This is a genomic window from Pseudomonas sp. (genome assembly GCF_030147005.1).
In the GTDB taxonomy this organism is placed as follows: domain Bacteria; phylum Pseudomonadota; class Gammaproteobacteria; order Pseudomonadales; family Pseudomonadaceae; genus Aquipseudomonas.
On sequence record NZ_JASLAW010000175.1, the window covers coordinates 24707 to 44488 of the forward strand.

Consider the following 19782-nt stretch of genomic DNA (forward strand, 5'->3'; position numbering starts at 1 on the left):
AAATAAGACGAATCGACTCACGCATAACAAAAACAACACGGCGGAGGCGCAGCTAACTGATTCTTTTGGAGAGGCGTTGCATTGGGGCTTGCCCCGCAACCAGGCCGAGAACAACAAAAACTGCCCTAAGGCAGAGCCTGAACTGGTTGGATCGTAGATCAGCAACACAGCGACCAAAGCAATCCGTTTGCTCTTGACTCCCGATTGGGAGTGTCATGAAGGTGAAGCTTCACGGCGAGGGCGATCAACAAAAACAAGAAGCCCGAAATCAATAATAAAAATAGAGCATGCAACTACTTCTGGGGGAGCTTCGGCTCCCCTTGTAGTTTGCGCAAATTGCCTCTGGATTGACTTTCTAACGCTTAAGGCGCAACGCCCGCAGCTTGTTCCTACACCATCACCCGACTAAATGCTAGAATCCCGGCCCATCATGCGGTCATTCTTCGTTATGGCCGAACATTCCTTCAAACAGTGCATCCCATGCTGAAGAAGTTGTTCCAGTCATTCCGTTCTCCCTTGCGTCGTACGCAACACATTCGCAGCACGCCTGAAGTGCTTAACAGCAATCAGCATTCATTGCAGCGCGCTCAATTCAGCCGTTACGCAGTGAACATCGTCGAACGTTTGCAGAACGCCGGCTACCAGGCCTACCTGGTGGGCGGGTGCGTACGCGACATGCTGCTCAATATCACGCCGAAAGATTTCGACGTCGCCACCAGCGCCACGCCTGAACAGGTCCGTGCCGAGTTCCGCAATGCGCGGATCATCGGGCGCCGCTTCAAGCTGGTGCATATTCACTTCGGTCGCGAAATCATCGAGGTCGCAACGTTCCGCGCCGGCCATCCGCCGCAAAACGATGAAGAGGAAGACACCAACCAGTCTTCCCGCAACGAGAGCGGACGTATCCTGCGCGACAACGTCTACGGCACCCTGGAAGAAGACGCGCAACGCCGCGACTTCACCATCAATGCCCTGTATTACGATCCGGTCAGCGAGCGCATCCTCGATTACGCCAACGGCGTGCACGATATCCGCAACAACCTGATCCGCCTGATCGGCGACCCGACGCAGCGCTACCAGGAAGACCCGGTGCGCATGCTGCGCGCGGTGCGGTTCGCCGCCAAGCTTAACTTTGGTATCGAGAAACACACGGCCGCACCGATTCGCGAGCTGGCACCGATGCTGCGGGAAATTCCGTCGGCACGCTTGTTTGAAGAGGTGCTCAAGCTCTTCCTCTCGGGCTACGCCGCCGACACCTTTGAAATGCTCGTCGACCTGCAGTTGTTCGACCCGCTGTTCCCGGCCAGTGCCGAGGCGCTGGAATACAACCCGACGTACACCCATACCCTGATCAGCGAAGCGTTGATCAACACTGACTTGCGCATCAAACAGAACAAGCCGGTCACCCCGGCGTTCCTGTTTGCCGCCCTGTTGTGGCCGGCCCTGCCCAAACGCGTACTGCGCTTGCAGGACCGCGGCATGCCGCCGATCCCAGCCATGCAGGAAGCCGCCCACGAATTGATCACCGAGCAGTGCCAGCGCATCGCCATTCCGAAGCGCTTTACCCTGCCGATCCGTGAGATCTGGGACATGCAGGAGCGCCTGCCGCGCCGCAGCGGCAAACGCGCCGACCTGTTGCTGGAAAACCCGCGCTTCCGCGCCGGCTACGACTTCCTGCTGCTGCGCGAAAGCGCCGGCGAGCAGACCGACGGCCTGGGTGAATGGTGGACCGACTATCAGGATGCCAATGACAGCCAACGCCGCGAGATGATTCGCGAACTCGGCAGTAAAGGCGATAGCACCGGTGAAGGGCCGAAAAAGCGCCGCCGCAGCTCCAGCAAGCGCAAACGCAGCGCCGCCGATACCCCAGGCGCAGCAGGCGAATAAACGTGGAGCGTATATACATCGGCATGGGCAGCAACCTGGCTGCCCCCGAACAGCAATTGCGCAGCGCTATCGACGCCTTGACGCAATTGCCCGGCACTACCCTCGCCGGTGTATCCGCCTTTTATCAAAGTGACTCCCTGCTTCCAGGCCAACCGCGCTACACCAACGCGGTGGCGGCCCTGGACAGCACCCTTGCGCCCTTGGACCTGCTCGATGCGCTGCAGGCGATCGAAAACGATCAGGGCCGCGAGCGCGCCGAGCGTTGGGGGCCGCGCACGCTGGACCTGGATATCCTGCTATTCGGCGAACGCCTGATTGATGAGCCGCGCCTCAAGGTGCCGCATTATCAGATGCATCTTCGTGCGTTCGTGCTTTATCCATTGGCTGAGCTGGCACCTGCGAACCTGCCATTACCTAATGGCGCAACCCTGCGTGACTTACTGGCGGACTGCCCGTTTGTCGGCCTGGAACGCTTACCTCTGTAGGAGCGAGCGTGCTCGCAAAAATCGTCAACGATCACGCACACAGCCTGATTAAACGCGGTGCCTATGCGTTCTTCGCGAGCACGCTCGCTCCTACAATCGCGTCAGTAACAGCGGTAACACCGCCATCGTAACAATGCGGTAACACATCCAATTGACTTCCCGTGTCCTCCTCACGACTATAGGCGTCCCGCTGCCGCCAACCCGGCGCTGAAGGGCGCAATCCAGGCCTTATAAGCACTGCTCTCAAGACGGTGCGCCTGTATAAACGAAGACTCACGCGCGTTGCTCGCTGTTTCCAAGCGCCTGAATGAGGACCCTTTTCATGCCAGACATTACCCTGACCACCTTGCAGAGCCTCAAGCTCAGAGGTGAAAAAATCACCATGCTGACCTGCTACGACGCCACTTTCGCCCACGCCAGCTGCCAGGCCGGGGTCGAGGTGCTGTTGGTAGGCGACTCCCTGGGCATGGTTCTTCAAGGGAATGACAGCACGCTACCCGTCACCACCGATGAACTCGCGTACCACACTGCCAGCGTCAAGCGTGGCAATGACGGCGCATTTATCATCGCCGACCTGCCATTCATGGGTTATGCCACGCTCGAACAGACCTTCCAGAACGCCGGCAAACTGATGCAAGCAGGTGCGCACATGATCAAGGTCGAAGGTGCCGTATGGCTCGCCGAGTCGATCCGACTGCTGGCTGAGCGCGGCGTACCGGTATGCGCGCACATGGGCCTGACGCCGCAATCGGTCAACCTCCTTGGCGGCTACAAGGTACAGGGCCGCAACGAAGCCCAGGCACGCCAGATGCGCGCCGACGCCATCGCCCTGGAACAAGCCGGCGCCGCAATGATTCTGCTGGAGTGCGTACCCAGTGAACTGGCCGCCGAAATTACCCAGGCCGTCAAGGTACCGGTGATCGGCATCGGTGCCGGCTCCGCCACCGATGGCCAGGTGCTGGTGCTGCACGACATGCTCGGCCTGTCGATCAGCGGCCACGTGCCCAAATTCGTGAAAAATTTCATGACCGGCCAACCCAGCATTCACGCCGCACTGAGCGCTTACGTCAGCGAAGTCAAGGCAGTAACCTTCCCTGGCGCCGAACACGGATTCTCTGCATGAACACCGTTAAAACCGTACGTGAACTGCGCGCTGCCGTGACCCACGCGCGCAACGCCGGCAAGCGCATCGGCTTCGTGCCGACCATGGGCAACTTGCACAGCGGCCACGCCACCTTGGTGACCAAGGCCGCGCAGCAATCGGACTTCGTGGTGACGAGCATTTTCGTCAACCCGTTGCAATTCGGCGCCGGCGAAGACCTGGACAAATACCCGCGCACCCTCGCCGCCGATCAGGAAATGCTGCTGCAGGCCGGTTGCAACCTGCTGTTCGCGCCCGCGGTGGAAGAAATGTACCCCGGCGGCATGACCGGCCAGACCCGTGTCAGCGTCCCCCAACTGTCCGAAGGCCTGTGTGGCGCCAGCCGTCCAGGGCATTTCGAAGGCGTCGCCACGGTGGTCAGCAAGCTGTTCAATATGGTCCAGCCCGATATGGCCGTCTTTGGCCAAAAGGACTATCAGCAACTGGCGGTGATTCGCGCCATGGTGCATGACCTGAACATGCCGATCCAGATCATCGGAGAGCCGACCGTACGCGCAGCCGATGGCCTGGCGCTGTCATCGCGCAATGGCTATCTCACCGACGAGCAACGCGCGATTGCACCCGTGCTGTACCGCAGCCTCAGCCAGATGGCCGATGCCATCAAAAGCGGTGAGCACGATTTCGCCAAACTGCGCGCCGAGCACATCCAGCAGATCGAAGCCGCCGGCTTGCGCATGGACTATCTGGAAGTGCGCCAAGGCGTGCACTTGCGCCCGGCCACGTCCGAGGATCAGGACATCGTGATCCTGGTCGCAGCCTACCTGGGCGCGACGCGCCTGATCGACAACCTGCATCTGAACCTCAACTGACCCCCTCTCGACACCCCGCCGATTGCGCTGATCGCTGTGCCGGTATAAAAAAGTACCGGCCACTGCGCAGACAAAGCCAAGACATATCGACACGCTAGGTTTAATGTAATCGCCCTGCGCTTATAGTTAGCGCTGTCTGGAACCCGTCGCGTGTTAATAGACGGGATGTTCCGGGCTTTGAAGTGTCCTAAAGGCAGTCCCCGTAATAAAAGGAAACCCGCAGCGATGGCGTACTACCGCACCCCTCATGACGTTACCGCGCTGCCCGCCTGGCAAGCGCTCAATCAACATCGCCAAGCCATGCAGGATTTCAGCATGCGCGAAGCCTTTAATGCCGACCCCGAGCGTTTTTCCGAATTCACCCTGAGCAGCTGCGGGCTTTTCCTCGATTACTCGAAAAACCTGATCACCCGCGAAACCCGCGACCTGCTGGTGGGCCTGGCCAACGAAGTCGGCCTTAAGGATGCGATCGACTCGCTGTATGCCGGCGAGCCGGTCAACTCCTCCGAAGGCCGTCCGGCGCTGCATACAGCCCTGCGCCGCCCGGTCGGCGACAAGTTGTCGGTCAACGGCGTGAACATCATGCCGGACGTGCACAAGGTGCTGAACCAGATCACTGATCTGGTCGGCCGCATCCACGATGGCCTGTGGCGCGGCTACACCGAGAAGCCGATCACCGACGTGGTGAATATCGGCATCGGTGGTTCGTTCCTCGGCCCGGAGCTGGTCTCCGAAGCGCTGCTGTCCTACGCCCATAAAGGCGTGCGCTGCCATTACCTGGCGAACATCGACGGCAGCGAGTTCCATGAGCTGACCATGAAGCTGCGCGCCGAGACCACGCTGTTTATCGTCTCGTCCAAATCCTTCAACACCCTAGAAACCCTGAAGAATGCCCAGGCCGCCCGCGCCTGGTACCTGGCGCAGGGCGGCTCGGAAGCCGAGCTGTACCGCCACTTCATCGCCGTGTCGAGCAACAACGCAGCCGCCGTGGCGTTCGGCATCCGCGAAGAAAACATCTTCCCGATGTGGGACTGGGTCGGCGGTCGTTACTCGCTGTGGTCCGCGATCGGCTTGCCCATCGCCCTGGCAATCGGCATGTCGAACTTCAAGGAACTGCTGTCCGGTGCCTACACCATGGACCAGCACTTCCAGAACGCGCCGTTCGAAGCCAACATGCCGGTACTGCTGGGCTTGCTGGGCGTGTGGTACGGCAATTTTTGGGGCTCGCAGAGCCATGCGATCCTGCCGTACGACCATTACCTGCGTAACATCACCAAGCATTTGCAGCAGTTGGACATGGAATCCAATGGCAAAAGCGTGCGCCAGGACGGCACCCCGGTCGCCACCGATACCGGCCCGGTGATCTGGGGCGGCGTGGGTTGCAACGGGCAGCATGCCTATCACCAGTTGCTGCACCAAGGGACCCAACTGATCCCGGCCGACTTCATCGTGCCGATCGTGAGTTTCAACCCGGTCTCCGACCACCACCAGTGGCTGTACGCCAACTGCTTGTCTCAGAGCCAGGCGCTGATGCTCGGCAAGACTCGCGCCGAAGCCGAAGAGGAACTGCGCGAAAAGGGCATCCCTGAGGCCGATGTGCAGAAACTGGCACCCCACAAGGTGATCCCGGGCAACCGTCCGAGCAACACTATCGTGGTCGAACGCATCAGCCCGCGCCGCCTGGGCGCGCTGGTCGCCATGTATGAGCACAAAGTGTTCGTCCAGAGCGTTATCTGGGGCATCAATGCCTTCGACCAGTGGGGTGTTGAGCTGGGCAAAGAGCTGGGCAAAGGCGTCTACAACCGCCTGACCGGCGCCGAAGAAACCGCGGCCGATGATGCTTCGACCCAGGGCCTGATCAACTACTTCCGCGGCCGTCACCGCGGCTGATCAACGTCTGAACCGATAGCCTCAAAATAACCCCCGGCCTGTTCAGGCCGGGGCTGTTAAACTGCGCGCCCCAATTTGTCCTCATTTCCCGCAAGCAGGCGCGCTCCATGACTCCCTTGAACCAGGCGCTGCGCGCCGCCCTCGATCATCGCCAAGATTTGATCAGCGAACTGCATGCCCAAGGCACCGATTGCTACCGGCTGTTCCATGGCAGCCAAGAAGGCGCCGGTGGCCTGACGATCGATCGCTATGGCCCGCAATTGCTGGTGCAGAGCTTCCACCAATCCCTGCAAAGCGCTGATCTGTTGGACCTGCACCAACTGATCAGCCACTACATGGGCCTGGAGTTGCTGCTGGTATACAACGACCGCTCCCGTGGCAATTCACGGATCGACCGTGAAGACACCGTTTACCGCGCCGAACCAGCCGCACTGCAAGACCTGATCGGTCACGAATGGGGCCTCAACTATCGTGTGCGCGGGCGACATGCCGGGCAGGACCCGCTGCTGTTCCTTGACCTGCGCAACACCCGTGGCTGGGTCAAGGACCACAGCGCCGGCAAAAGCGTGCTCAACCTGTTCGCCTACACCTGCGGCGTAGGGCTGAGCGCGGCTGCCGGTGGCGCACGTGAAGTCTGCAACCTGGACTTTGCCGAGGGCAACCTTGCCGTGGGTCGCGAGAACGGTCTGCTGAACCCGCAGTTGCCGACCATGGCGTTCGTACAGTCCGATTACTTTCCTGCCATTCGCCAACTGGCCGGCCTTGCGATCACCCAGCGCCGGGGCCAGAAACTGCCGAGCTACCCGCGCCTTGAACAGCGCCAGTATGACTTGGTGCTGCTCGACCCTCCCGCCTGGGCCAAAAGCGCCTTCGGCACCGTCGACCTGCTGCGCGACTACCAAAGCCTGCTCAAACCCGCGTTGTTGGCGACCGCCGATGATGGCGTACTCATTTGCTGCAACAACCTGGCGAAAGTGAGCATGGATGACTGGCGCGAACAGGTGCTGCGTTGCGCGGAAAAGGCCGGTCGCCCTGTACGCGATTGGCAGGTCATGGCGCCGGGAGCGGACTTTCCGTCGAAAGACCGGCAACCGCCGCTGAAGACCCTGATCCTGCAATTGTAGGAACTTTCCCAGGCCCCGCTGTTCTTCGGAACCGAAATCACGTGCCATACTCCAAGGCACTCCTGTTCGACATAGATGGCGTCACCCATGCCCAAAGGATTGTTCCGCGCCATAGGCGCCTTGTTGACCGCCCTCGCTTTGTATAGCTTGCTGGGCTTTCTGATTCTGCCCGGCATTGCCCTTCGCATTGCCAACCAGCAGTTGGCCAATTACGCGACAGTGCCGGCGCGTATCGAGCGTATCGAGTTCAACCCGTTCAGCCTGGAGCTGACGTTATGGGGCCTGAAGATCGGTGATCCTGGCAAAGAACAGCTGGGTTTCGAGCGCCTCTATGCCAACCTGCAGGTCGACAGCCTCTGGACCCGCGCCCTGCACCTGGCCGATATTCAACTCGAGCAGCCCAAGACCGAATTACTCTTCGACAAGTCCGGCCAACTGAACCTGGCGCAACTGTTCAAGTTGCCTGCGAGCGAGCCAACCCCCGCCGATCCCGACGCCAAGCCTTTCCCGCTGCGTATCGACAGCATCAAGCTGGCAGCCGGTTATGTGCACTTCCGGGACTTACGCCCCAGCGAACCCATTGAATTTCTTTACGACAAACTCGACTTCGAGCTGAAAAACCTCAGCACCTTGCCGGAAGATAACGCCGACATGACGCTGGTGGCTGCGGGTCCCGAGGGCGGGCAGATCGACTGGAAAGGCAACTTCAGCCTGGTGCCGATCACCTCCGAAGGCTCGCTGAAAGTCACCGACGGCAAAATGAAAGCCTGGTGGCCGTATGTACGCGACGCCTTGCCGCTGGTGCTTGAGGACGGCGTGCTCAATTTCAGCACTGACTATAAATTCAGCCTGGCCAAAGAGACCGAGCTGAACCTGACCAACACCACCGCCAGCATCGCGCCCTTTGCGATCAAGGCACCGGACGGCCGGCCATTGGTACGTCTGGAACGCCTGGACGTCAGCGAAACCACGGTAGACCTGGCCAAGCAACACGTAGTAATCGGCAAGATCCGCAGCAACAAACTGGAAACCTGGGCCGCCCGCGAGGCCGATGGGCAACTGGACTGGCAGAAACTGTTCGCCAGCCAACCTGCAAAATCGGCCAAGACGCCGGAGCCCGCCTCCGCGCCGGCGACTGCCGACTCGCCTGAAGCGCAACCGGCGGCGCCGAACAAACCCTGGCAAGTGCTGCTCAAGGATGTGCAACTGCGCAACTATCAGGTGCACCTGGCTGACCGTCAGGCCAACCCAGCGGTAGCGCTGGAGCTGGGCCCGTTGAACATCGATGTGCAGAATTTCGACAGCCTCAACCAACGCCCGTTTACCTTGAAGGTCGACACTGGTCTGGGCAAGCAAGGCAAGATCCAGGCAACCGGCGAGGTCAATCTCAACCCAGTCAACGCCAAGCTGAAAGTGAACACCCAGGACATCGACCTGCGCGTCGCCCAGTCCTACATCAGCCCGTTCATCCGTCTGGAGCTGCGCAGCGGCATGCTGGGCAGCAATTTGGATGTAAACCTGAAAAGCACTGAGCCGCTCACCCTTCAGGTCACCGGCCGGGCGCAGGTAGATCAGTTGCACACGCTGGACACCCTCAAGTCCCGCGACTTCCTCAAATGGCAGCGCCTGGTGCTGGAAGGCGTCAACTACCAGCATGGCGACAGCCTGTCGATCGACAAGGTCAACCTGCTGCAACCGTATGCGCGCTTCATGATCAACGATGACCGCACCACCAACATTGACGACCTGCTGATCCCTCAGCCGGCGGACAGCGGTGCCAAGTCGGCCGCCAAACCGGCAGCGAACAAAGATAAGCCGCTGGGTATCCACATCGGACAGGTTGCGATCAACGACGGCTCGGCCAATTTCGCCGACTTCAGCCTCACGCCCAATTTCGCCACCGCCATTCAACAACTCAACGGCCAGATCGGCACCATCGACAGCCGTCAGGCCAAGCCGGCCAGCGTCGACATCAAGGGCAAGGTGGACCGCTACGCGCCGGTAACGATCAAGGGCAGCGTAAACCCGTTCGACCCCATGGCGGCGCTGGACATTGCGACCAGCTTCAAACGTGTCGAGTTGACCACGCTGACACCCTACTCGGGCAAATTTGCAGGCTTTCGAATCCGTAAAGGTCGTTTGAACCTGGACTTGCACTACGTGATCACCAAAGGCCAGTTGAAGGCCCAGAACAAAGTGGTGGTCGAGCAACTGCAACTGGGCGAGAAAGTCGACAGCGCCGATGCCGTCGACTTGCCGATTCGCCTGGCGGTTGCCTTGCTCAAAGACAGCAACGGCAAGATTTCCATTGAATTGCCGGTAACCGGCGACCTGAACAACCCACAATTCAGCGTAATGCCGATTGTATGGCAAACCTTGCGTAACCTCGTGGTACGCGCAGCCACGGCCCCCTTCAAATTCATTGGCGGGCTGGTCACTGGCGGGGGTTCGGAAGACCTGGGTAACGTGTCGTTCGCCGCAGGCTCCGGTGAATTGAATAAAGACGCCGAAGGTGCCCTCAACACGCTGGCCAAGGCTCTCAAAGAGCGCCCTGCCCTGCGTCTGGAAATCGAAGGGACCGCCGCCGCCAGCAGCGACGGCCCGTTCCTGGCCGCACAACGGCTGGAGCGTGAGTACCAATACAACTACTACAAAATCCTGCAGCGTCGTGGCGATAAAGTCCCGGCTCAGGCGTCGTTGATTGTCGTGCCAGAGAAGGACAAGGCGCCTTTGCTGGAAGGCATTTACCGTACCCGCCTGAAACAACAACCACCGGCTGACTGGAAAGACCTCAGCAGCGATGAGCGCACGGCCAAGCTCAAGGACGGCGTGATCAAGTTCTGGAGTGGCAGTGACGTGCTTCTGCGCCAGCTGGGCCAAGACCGGGCCAGTACCATCAAGGACTACTTGGTGGATAAGGCTCAACTGGAAGACGACCGCGTGTACTTCATTGATGCGCAGTTGGGGCAGGCGCAGAAGGATGGTCGAGTGGTTACCCCGATGCATCTGGATGCGGAGTAACGTTCAAGGGCTCTGTATGTAAATGTGGAAGCGGGCTTGCTCGCGAACACGGTGGATCAGGCAGCACAGCGTGCTTGATAGACCGCATTCGCGATGCACGCCTGCATCCACATTCTTCGCAACTGTTTGCCCTGCAACTTTTTTACCCGCCAAATAGAACAGGCCCCGACACAAGTGCCGGGGCCTGTAATGACCACATCCGTGTGGTCGGTCGCATGAACTCCAGAGGTGCGTCGGGTGGATATCTGACTCACCCTACGCCGCCGCTATTCAGTTCAGACGAAACCGTAGCGTTACTCTGCTTTCAGGCCATCAGCCGATACAGCTTTAACGCCTTTGATTTTCCTGGTGATCGCTACGGCAGTTTCTTTCTGCGCGGCAGTCACAGCAGTTGGGGACGACAGGGACACTACGCCTTTGTTGGTTTCAACCTTGATGTCGGTGCCAGGAATACCTTTCTCGGTAACCAGGTCAGCCTTCACTTTGGTGGTGATCCAAGTGTCGCTGGTGGCGCCTTTGGCGTCAGCGGCTGCGCCGTTGGCTTTGTCCATGCCGTCGGCCTTAGTAGCGCCGCCAGCGATCAGGCCGTCAGCAGAAACTGCGGTAACACCTTTGATCTTCTTGGTGATCGCTACGGCGGTCGCTTTCTGCGAGTCCGAGATAGCTACGTCGGAAGACAGGGAAACCACACCTTTGTTGGTCTCAACCTTGATGTCCGAACCTGGAATGCCTTTTTCAGTCAGCAGGTCAGCTTTGACTTTAGTGGTGATCCAAGTATCCGAAACGCCTTCCTTAGCCTGGGTGGCTTCGCCGGCCGCCAAAGTCATAGGGGCTGGGGAAGTCTGAGCAAAGGCTACGTTAGCACCCATGGCCAGAGTCAGAGCGGTAGCAGTAGCGAGAGCGAACTTCTTCATACGAGTAACTCCTGTTTTATTAAAAGACTGCAGTACGTAAATCTTGGTGCTGCAGCGCTAACAGGGATAGTGCAGGCAGTGTGCCAAGTCGCAAGCTAGATAAAAACTCTTATAAAACAACGAGTTATAAAACGGTCTGATTTTCGGAATCGTGCAACTTGCATGAAACGCATCGTGCCTGCATGCAAGTTGCGGCTTTTGGACTGGGCTAAACAGCTGATTCTGCTTCACTTTTCTTGCGCTCATAAAAAAAGGACTCCGAAGAGTCCTTTTTTCAGCATGAAGCTTACGGGTGATTAAACGCCCGAAGCCTTGGCTGCTGCTACGTCCTTGATGGACAGTTTGATACGGCCACGGTTGTCCACGTCCAGTACCAACACTTCCACTTCCTGGCCTTCTTTCAGAATGTCGGTCACTTTCTCAACGCGAGCGTCGCTCAGCATGGAGATGTGAACCAGACCGTCTTTGCCCGGCAGGATGTTGACGAATGCACCGAAGTCGACGATACGCTCAACCTTACCGACGTAGATCTTGCCGATTTCGGCTTCAGCGGTGATACCCAGGACGCGCTGGCGCGCAGCTTCAGCCGCTTCCTTGGTTTCGCCGAAGATCTTGATCGAACCGTCGTCTTCGATATCGATCGAGGCCTTGGTTTCTTCACAGATCGCACGGATAGTTGCGCCGCCTTTACCGATGACATCACGGATTTTGTCGGTGTCGATTTTCATCGCGATCATGGTCGGAGCATTTTCCGACAGTTCGGTACGCGACTGGCCAATGATCTGGTTCATCTGGCCGAGGATGTTCAGGCGCGCTTCCAGGGCTTGGCCCAGGGCGATCTCCATGATCTCTTCGGTGATGCCCTTGATCTTGATGTCCATCTGCAGCGCGGTTACGCCTTTGGCGGTACCGGCTACTTTGAAGTCCATGTCGCCCAAGTGGTCTTCGTCACCCAGGATGTCGGTCAGGATGGCGAATTTCTCGCCTTCTTTAACCAGACCCATGGCGATACCGGCCACCGGCGCCTTCATCGGCACACCGGCGTCCATCAGAGCCAGGGAAGCACCACAAACGGAAGCCATCGAGCTTGAACCGTTGGACTCAGTAATTTCCGATACAACACGAATGGTGTACGGGAACACGTCGGCAGCCGGCAGCATCGCGGCAATCGAACGACGGGCCAGACGGCCGTGACCGATTTCACGACGACCAGCACCCCCCATGCGACCACACTCGCCCACCGAGAACGGAGGGAAGTTGTAGTGCAGCATGAACGGGTCTTTTTTCTCGCCTTCCAGAGTGTCCAGCAGCTGTGCGTCACGGGCAGTACCCAGGGTCGCGACTACCAGAGCCTGGGTTTCACCACGGGTGAACAGCGCCGAACCGTGAGTCTTCGGCAGAACACCGACTTCGATGTTCAGCGGACGCACGGTGCGCGTGTCGCGACCGTCGATACGTGGCTTGCCGTTAACGATGTTTTCGCGGACGGTACGGTATTCGATTTCACCGAAAGCAGCTTTGACTTCGCTGGAAGAAGGCTGGCCTTCTTCACCGGACAGCTTGGCCACAACCTGATCCTTCAGCTCGCCCAGGCGAGCGTAACGGTCGGCCTTGACGGTGATGGCGTAAGCCTGGGAGATCGCGTCGCCGAACTCGGCACGGATAGCTGCCAGCAGAGCGGTGGCTTCTGGCTGTGGAGCCCAGGTCCAGGTTGGCTTGGCTGCTTCTGCGGCGAGTTCCTTGACAGCGTTGATCACCACCTGGAACTCGTCGTGAGCAAACAGTACGGCGCCCAGCATCTGGTCTTCGGTCAGCTCTTTGGCTTCCGATTCAACCATCAGTACGGCTTCCGAGGTACCGGCAACGACCATGTCCAGGCTCGATGCTTTTTGTTGCTCGTAAGTCGGGTTCAGCAGGTAACCGGTGCTTTCGTGGAAAGCAACGCGCGCAGCGCCGATCGGGCCATCGAAAGGAATGCCGGAGATAGCCAGTGCAGCCGAAGTACCGATCATCGCGGCGATGTCCGGATCGGTCTTTTTGCTGGTGGAAACAACGGTGCAGACAACCTGCACTTCGTTCATGAAGCCTTCTGGAAACAGCGGACGGATCGGACGGTCGATCAGTCGGGAAGTCAGGGTTTCTTTCTCGGAAGGACGGCCTTCGCGCTTGAAGAAACCGCCAGGGATCTTACCGGCAGCGTAAGTCTTTTCCTGGTAGTGAACGGACAGAGGGAAAAAGCCTTTGCTCGGGTCAGCGGTCTTGGCGCCAACCACGGTTACCAATACGGTAACGTCGTCGTCAACGGTAACCAGCACTGCGCCGGAGGCTTGACGGGCGATACGGCCTGTCTCGAGGGTAACGGTCGACTGACCGAACTGGAATTTTTTGATAACCGGGTTCACGGTGTCCTACCTTCTTTGTGGCTCTTGGGGGAACTTGTTTTCTTGCGAAATTCTTGGGCAATGTCGGGAATCGGCCCAACCCTTGTCCAGGGGGTAAAACGTGTATCCAGATAAAACTTGAGGCTGGAAGCCCGCCACGGGCCAGCGGGAAAACCCACTGGCACACGGCAGACAACCAACCTCTAGCGCAATCGCTGATTAGCGACGCAGACCCAGGCGACCGATCAGAGCCTGATAACGACCCAGATCTTTGCCTTTCAGGTAGTCCAGCAGCTTACGGCGCTGGTTTACCATGCGGATCAGACCACGACGGGAGTGGTGATCTTTACCGTTGGCCTTGAAGTGACCTTGCAGTTTGTTGATGTTGTGGGTCAGCAGTGCAACTTGCACTTCTGGCGAACCAGTGTCACCAACAGCTTGCTGATAGTCAGCTACGATTTGTGCTTTTTCTTGAACGTCGAGAGCCATGAGGCAATCCTTTTTTCAGGAAACCGCCCAAGGGGCAGTTTCAACAGGCCAGGGACAAATCCCTGTATCTAAAAAATGAGTAGTGACCATGCCTGTTAACAGCCACACTCGTTCGGTCATTCTGACCGAATCAGTCGACGTGGCGCGATGCGCCCGTCTTCGCTCACTTCACCGATACCGATAAAGCGACCGTTGTGATCCTGTACTCGCACCATGCCAAACTTCGGGGCATCCGGAGCGCGTACCGGCTGGCCGTTGAGCCAGTAGAACGCGCTGTGCTCCGAGAAGTGCAGCAATGGCCAATCCAGCAAACCGCTGTCCGATGGCATCAGGAAGCGATCTACCGCTTCGTTGCCGCCTTCGGCGTGTACTGCTTCGAGCTCTTCCAGCGTGACCGTTTGGGCCAGCGTGAAAGGTCCGGCTTGGGTACGTCGCAGTTCGGCAACGTATGCGCCACAGCCCAGTTGCTCACCAATATCTTCCACCAGGGTACGGATATAGGTGCCTTTGCTGCAGTCAACCGCCAACCGGGCAGTGTCACCTTCACAGGCAAGCAATTCCAGCCGGGCAATAGTAACAGAACGCGGTTCACGCTCCACCACTTCACCCGCACGCGCCAACTTGTAAAGAGGCTGGCCATCACGTTTGAGGGCCGAGTACATCGGCGGTATCTGACTGATTTTCCCACGGAAAGCGGGTAAGGCAGCTTCAATATCGGCACGACCAACGGTCACATCGCGAACCTGCAAGACATCCCCTTCGGCGTCGGCCGTGGTGGTGGTCTTGCCCAGTTGCATCAGGGTTTCGTAACCCTTGTCGGAATCAAGCAGGTATTGCGAAAACTTGGTGGCCTCGCCAAAGCACAACGGCAAAACGCCGGTGGCCAGGGGATCGAGGCTGCCGGTGTGCCCGGCCTTCTCGGCATTGAGCAGCCAGCGGACCTTCTGCAGTGCGGCATTGGAGGTAAAACCAATGGGCTTGTCGAGCAGAATGATGCCGCTGACGTTGCGACGAATACGTTTGACCTGAGCCACCGCTTACTCCTTGGCGTCTTCAGGTGTGGACGGATGCTGGCTGTCTTCAGCCACGGCGCGCTCGATCAGTGCCGACAGGTGCGCGCCACGTACGACGCTTTCATCGTAGTGGAAGTGCAACTGCGGAACGCTGCGCAACTTCATTTCACGGGCCAGCTGCATGCGCAGGAAACCTGCGGCCGAGTTGAGCACCTTGATGCTCTGCGCGATTTCTTCGCTGTTGTCCTGACCCATTACAGTGATGAAGATTTTGGCGTGACCCACGTCACGGCTCACTTCAACGGCGGTGATGGTGACCAGGCCAACGCGCGGATCTTTGACTTCGCGACGGATCAGTTGGGCCAGCTCGCGCTGCATCTGATCGCCGATACGTTGGGTACGGCTGTATTCTTTTGCCATGTCTTGTTACCTGTTACTGCCACACGGTGAAACCCGTGGGGTCTGAAAGCGGCAAACGCCCGGCCTGACAAAAGCCAGACCGGGCGTTGCGTTTAGAGTCCGTACACTGCGCGGGGCATCTGCATGCCCACACGCGGCGTGGCTCCGGAAGTGCGCGAGTTAGAGGCTGCGAGCAACCTGAACCTTCTCGTAGACTTCGATCTTGTCGCCAGGCTTGACGTCGTTGTAGCTCTTGACGCCGATACCGCATTCCATGCCGGCACGCACTTCGGAGGCGTCATCCTTGAAGCGGCGCAGGGATTCCAGCTCGCCTTCAAAGATAACGATGTCTTCACGCAGTACACGGATCGGACGGTTACGGTGCACAACACCTTCGATAACCATGCAACCGGCGATCGCGCCGAATTTCGGCGAGCGGAACACGTCACGCACCTCGGCCACACCCAGGATGTTCTCCCGAACGTCGCTGCCAAGCATGCCGGTAAGGGCTTTCTTGACGTCTTCGATGATGTCGTAGATGACGTTGTAGTAACGCATGTCCAGGCCTTCCTGCTCGACGATCTTGCGAGCGCCGGCATCGGCACGCACGTTGAAGCCGAACAGTACAGCGTTGGAAGCCAGTGCCAGGTTGGCGTCGGATTCGGTGATACCACCGACACCGCCACCGACAACGCGCACTTGCACTTCGTCGTTACCCAGGCCGTTCAAGGCGCCGTTCAACGCTTCGAGGGAACCACGGACGTCGGATTTGAGGACGATGTTGAGCGTCTTCTTCTCTGCCTGGCCCATGTTTTCGAAGATGTTTTCCAGCTTGCCGGCGTGGGCACGGGCCAGTTTGACTTCGCGGAACTTGCCTTGACGGAACAGAGCCACTTCACGGGCTTTCTTCTCGTCGGCAACCACGCTCATCTCATCGCCAGCGTCCGGAGTACCGTCCAGGCCGAGAATCTCGACAGGGATGGAAGGACCGGCTTCCTTGATTGGCTTGCCGTTCTCGTCGAGCATGGCACGCACACGGCCATAGTTCGAACCGACCAGCACCATATCGCCTTGGCGCAGGGTACCGTCTTGAACCAGTACAGTTGCCACCGGGCCGCGACCTTTGTCGAGACGCGATTCAACCACAACACCGCGGCCTGGAGCCGATGGGGTTGCTTTCAGTTCGAGTACTTCAGCTTGCAACAGGACCGCTTCGAGCAGTTCGTCAACACCAGTACCGACTTTTGCCGAGACCGAAACGAACGGCGTATCACCGCCCCACTCTTCGGAAGTCACGCCGTGAACCGACAGTTCGCTACGGATGCGATCAAGATCGGCGCCCGGCTTGTCGATCTTGTTCACTGCAACAACCAGTGGAACACCAGCGGCCTTGGCGTGCTGGACAGCTTCAATGGTCTGCGGCATCACGCCGTCGTCCGCTGCAACGACCAGGATCACGATGTCAGTCGCCTTGGCACCACGGGCGCGCATTGCGGTAAACGCAGCGTGACCTGGGGTGTCGAGGAAGGTGACCATGCCGCGCTCGGTTTCAACGTGGTAAGCACCGATGTGCTGGGTGATACCACCGGCTTCGCCAGCAGCTACCTTGGCACGACGGATGTAGTCGAGCAGCGATGTCTTACCATGGTCAACGTGGCCCATTACGGTTACAACTGGCGCACGGGAGAACGTCTCACCTTCAAACTTCAGGGACTCGGCCAGGGAATCTTCCAGGGCGGTGTCGCTGACCAGGGTCACTTTGTGGCCCAGTTCTTCGGCTACCAGCTGAGCAGTTTCCTGATCAAGCACCTGGTTGATGGTCGCTGGGGTACCCAGTTTGAACATGAACTTGATGATTTCAGCAGCCTTGACCGACATCTGATTGGCGAGATCGCCAACGGTGATGGTCTCGCCGATCTGCACATCACGCACGACAGGGCCGGTTGGGCTCTGGAAACCGTGGGCGTTGCGTTTTTTCAGCTTGGCCTTGCCGCGACCGCCGCGACGGAAGCTATCGCTTTCTTCGTCGGTGGTACGTGGGGCAACGCGTGGCGCAGGCGCTTTCTCTTTGACCGAGGCGCGATGCGGAGCGTTTTTACGCTCACCATCACCGCCGCCACCGCGACGATTGTTATCGTCGGCACGTGGTTTGTCCGGACGACGAGGTTCGTCGCGCTTGCGGGCGTCTGCTGCTGGAGCAGGTGCAGAGGCCGGAGCGGCTTCACGCACAGCTTCAACAGGAGCGGCAACCGCTTCAGTATTAGCAGGTTGCGCAGCAGTAGGCTGGCGACGCGCTTCTTCTTCGGCGCGACGCTTGGCTTCTTCTTCAGCCTTCTGACGAGCAGCATTTTCTACTGCGCGACGTTCATCCAGCTCGCGTTTGCGCTCGGCTTCGATTTCTTCCGGGCTGCGCTGTACGAAGACTTTCTTCTTGCGTACTTCAACGCTGATGCTCTTGCTACCGGCAACACGCAGGGTGCTGGTGGTTTTGCGCTGCAATGTAATCTTGCGCGGTTCTTCCACTTTCGCCTTGTGGCTGCTCTTCAAGTGAGTCAGCAAAGACTGCTTCTCACTATCGCTCACACCTTCATCGGCGGCGGTGTGCGGCAGACCTGCCTCACGCATCTGCTGCAACAGGCGCTCTACCGGTGTTTTGACCTCATCGGCCAGTTGTTTCACCGTGACTTGCGTCATGCACTTCTCTCCTCAGGCCGCGCCTAATTACTCGAACCAATGGGCTCGGGCGGCCATGATCAACTTGCCGGCACGATCTTCGTCAATGCCGTCGATGTCGAGCAGATCGTCAATAGACTGCTCGGCCAGGTCTTCGCGGGTAATTACGCCGCGCACCGCCAGTTCCATCGCCAAATCCTTGTCCATACCCTCAAGCGAGAGCAGGTCTTCGGCCGGATGGGCGTCTGCCAGCTTTTCCTCAGTAGCGATGGCTTTAGTCAACAAACGATCCTTGGCCCGAGCGCGGAGCTCGTTGACGATATCTTCGTCAAAGCCGTCGATGTTGAGCATTTCTTCCAACGGTACGTAGGCAATCTCTTCCAGGCTGGTGAAGCCTTCATCTACCAGCACCTGTGCCAACTCTTCATCGACTTCCAGCTCTTCGATAAAGTTGCGCAGGATGTCACCGGTTTCAGCTTGCTGCTTAGCCTGGATGTCCGATTCGGTCATCACGTTCAGGGTCCAACCGGTCAGTTGGCTGGCCAGACGCACGTTCTGACCACCACGACCAATGGCCTGAGCCAGATTGTCTGCGCCAACGGCGATGTCCATTGCATGGGCATCTTCGTCAACGATAATTGCCGCCACTTCAGCTGGCGACATGGCGTTGATCACGAACTGCGCCGGGTTATCGTCCCACAGGACGATGTCCACACGCTCACCGCCCAATTCGCCCGACACTGCCTGGACGCGCGAACCGCGCATACCAATGCAAGCGCCCTGCGGGTCGATGCGTTTATCCTTGGAGCGGACCGCGATCTTGGCGCGCGAACCCGGGTCGCGGGACGCAGCCATGACTTCGATCAGGCCTTCGGCGATTTCCGGCACTTCGATACGGAACAGCTCGATCAGCATTTCCGGCGCGGTACGCGACAGGATCAACTGAGGGCCGCGGTTCTCGGTGCGGATTTCCTTGAGCAGCGCACGCAAGCGCACGCCGACACGGAAGGTTTCGCGAGAGATGATGTCTTCACGGGCCAGCAACGCTTCGGCGTTGTTGCCCAAGTCAACGATCACGTTGTCGCGGGTCACTTTTTTCACGGTACCGGAGATGATTTCACCCAGGCGTTCGCGATAGGCGTCAACAACTTGAGCACGCTCGGCTTCGCGAACCTTCTGCACGATGACCTGCTTGGCGGTCTGTGCAGCGATACGGCCGAATTCGATCGATTCGATCTTTTCTTCGACGACATCACCGACGTTGGCGCCAGGGTGCGTTTGCGCAACCTTGCTCGGCCAGGTTTCAATCGCCGGATCATCAAGATCGGCTTCTTCGACGACCGTCCAGCGACGGAAAGTCTCATAGGCACCGGTGTGGCGGTTGATTTCCACACGCAGATCAACTTCATCTTCAAAGCGCTTTTTGGTAGCAGTGGCCAAGGCCAGCTCCAGCGCTTCAAAAATCACGTTTGCCGGTACGCCCTTTTCATTGGATACCGACTCAACAACCAGCAGTACTTCTTTGCTCATCGTAC

At 58.7% G+C, this 19782-nt stretch carries 14 protein-coding genes; 7 read left to right on the forward strand and 7 right to left on the reverse strand.

What is annotated here, in order from left to right:
* The first annotated feature begins 480 nt into the window (after window positions 1–480).
* From Q1V60_RS16320 to Q1V60_RS16350, 7 genes are all read left to right on the forward strand, one after another.
* Window positions 481–1887: a polynucleotide adenylyltransferase PcnB gene (locus tag Q1V60_RS16320; RefSeq protein ID WP_300632292.1), complete on the forward strand. Its 1407-nt coding sequence runs from the start codon at window positions 481–483 to the stop codon at window positions 1885–1887.
* Between the two features lie 2 nt (window positions 1888–1889).
* Complete coding sequence (folK, locus tag Q1V60_RS16325; RefSeq protein ID WP_300632295.1) at window positions 1890–2372, forward strand: 2-amino-4-hydroxy-6-hydroxymethyldihydropteridine diphosphokinase; 483 nt, start codon at window positions 1890–1892, stop codon at window positions 2370–2372.
* A 322-nt stretch (window positions 2373–2694) separates the two neighbouring features.
* The gene (gene panB / locus Q1V60_RS16330) at window positions 2695–3495 is read left to right on the forward strand and encodes a 3-methyl-2-oxobutanoate hydroxymethyltransferase (protein WP_300632298.1); all 801 of its coding nucleotides are present in this window, start codon (window positions 2695–2697) and stop codon (window positions 3493–3495) included.
* Window positions 3492–4343 carry a pantoate--beta-alanine ligase gene (panC, locus tag Q1V60_RS16335; protein WP_300632301.1) on the forward strand — a complete coding sequence of 284 codons (852 nt, stop codon included), beginning with the start codon at window positions 3492–3494 and terminating at the stop codon, window positions 4341–4343. Before panB ends, panC begins: the two co-directional genes overlap by 4 nt.
* Before the next feature lie 225 nt (window positions 4344–4568).
* Window positions 4569–6233 carry a glucose-6-phosphate isomerase gene (pgi, locus tag Q1V60_RS16340; RefSeq protein WP_300632303.1) on the forward strand — a complete coding sequence of 555 codons (1665 nt, stop codon included), beginning with the start codon at window positions 4569–4571 and terminating at the stop codon, window positions 6231–6233.
* 107 nt (window positions 6234–6340) lie between these two features.
* On the forward strand, window positions 6341–7357 hold the full coding sequence (locus tag Q1V60_RS16345) for a class I SAM-dependent methyltransferase (protein WP_300632306.1): 1017 nt from the start codon (window positions 6341–6343) through the stop codon (window positions 7355–7357).
* Window positions 7358–7444: 87 nt separating this feature from the next.
* Window positions 7445–10378 carry a DUF748 domain-containing protein gene (locus tag Q1V60_RS16350; protein WP_300632308.1) on the forward strand — a complete coding sequence of 978 codons (2934 nt, stop codon included), beginning with the start codon at window positions 7445–7447 and terminating at the stop codon, window positions 10376–10378.
* 293 nt (window positions 10379–10671) lie between these two features.
* Here Q1V60_RS16350 and Q1V60_RS16355 read toward each other — a convergent pair whose 3' ends face one another.
* From Q1V60_RS16355 to nusA, 7 genes are all read right to left on the reverse strand, one after another.
* Window positions 10672–11292: a BON domain-containing protein gene (locus Q1V60_RS16355; RefSeq protein ID WP_300632310.1), complete on the reverse strand. Its 621-nt coding sequence runs from the start codon at window positions 11290–11292 to the stop codon at window positions 10672–10674.
* A gap of 296 nt (window positions 11293–11588) precedes the next feature.
* Window positions 11589–13694: a polyribonucleotide nucleotidyltransferase gene (gene pnp, locus Q1V60_RS16360; RefSeq protein ID WP_124427541.1), complete on the reverse strand. Its 2106-nt coding sequence runs from the start codon at window positions 13692–13694 to the stop codon at window positions 11589–11591.
* 198 nt (window positions 13695–13892) lie between these two features.
* Window positions 13893–14162 (reverse strand): 30S ribosomal protein S15, encoded by a 270-nt coding sequence (gene rpsO, locus Q1V60_RS16365; protein WP_003176135.1) that lies wholly within the window; start codon window positions 14160–14162, stop codon window positions 13893–13895.
* A gap of 116 nt (window positions 14163–14278) precedes the next feature.
* Entirely contained in the window at window positions 14279–15196 is a 918-nt protein-coding gene (truB, locus tag Q1V60_RS16370; RefSeq protein WP_003194182.1) for a tRNA pseudouridine(55) synthase TruB, read from the reverse strand.
* A gap of 3 nt (window positions 15197–15199) precedes the next feature.
* Entirely contained in the window at window positions 15200–15595 is a 396-nt protein-coding gene (gene rbfA, locus Q1V60_RS16375) for a 30S ribosome-binding factor RbfA (protein WP_003176137.1), read from the reverse strand.
* Between the two features lie 159 nt (window positions 15596–15754).
* Window positions 15755–18268 (reverse strand): translation initiation factor IF-2, encoded by a 2514-nt coding sequence (gene infB / locus Q1V60_RS16380; protein ID WP_300632320.1) that lies wholly within the window; start codon window positions 18266–18268, stop codon window positions 15755–15757.
* A gap of 27 nt (window positions 18269–18295) precedes the next feature.
* A complete protein-coding gene (nusA, locus tag Q1V60_RS16385; RefSeq protein WP_300632322.1) occupies window positions 18296–19777 on the reverse strand; it encodes a transcription termination factor NusA in 1482 nt (493 codons plus the stop codon).
* Window positions 19778–19782 lie beyond the last annotated feature (5 nt).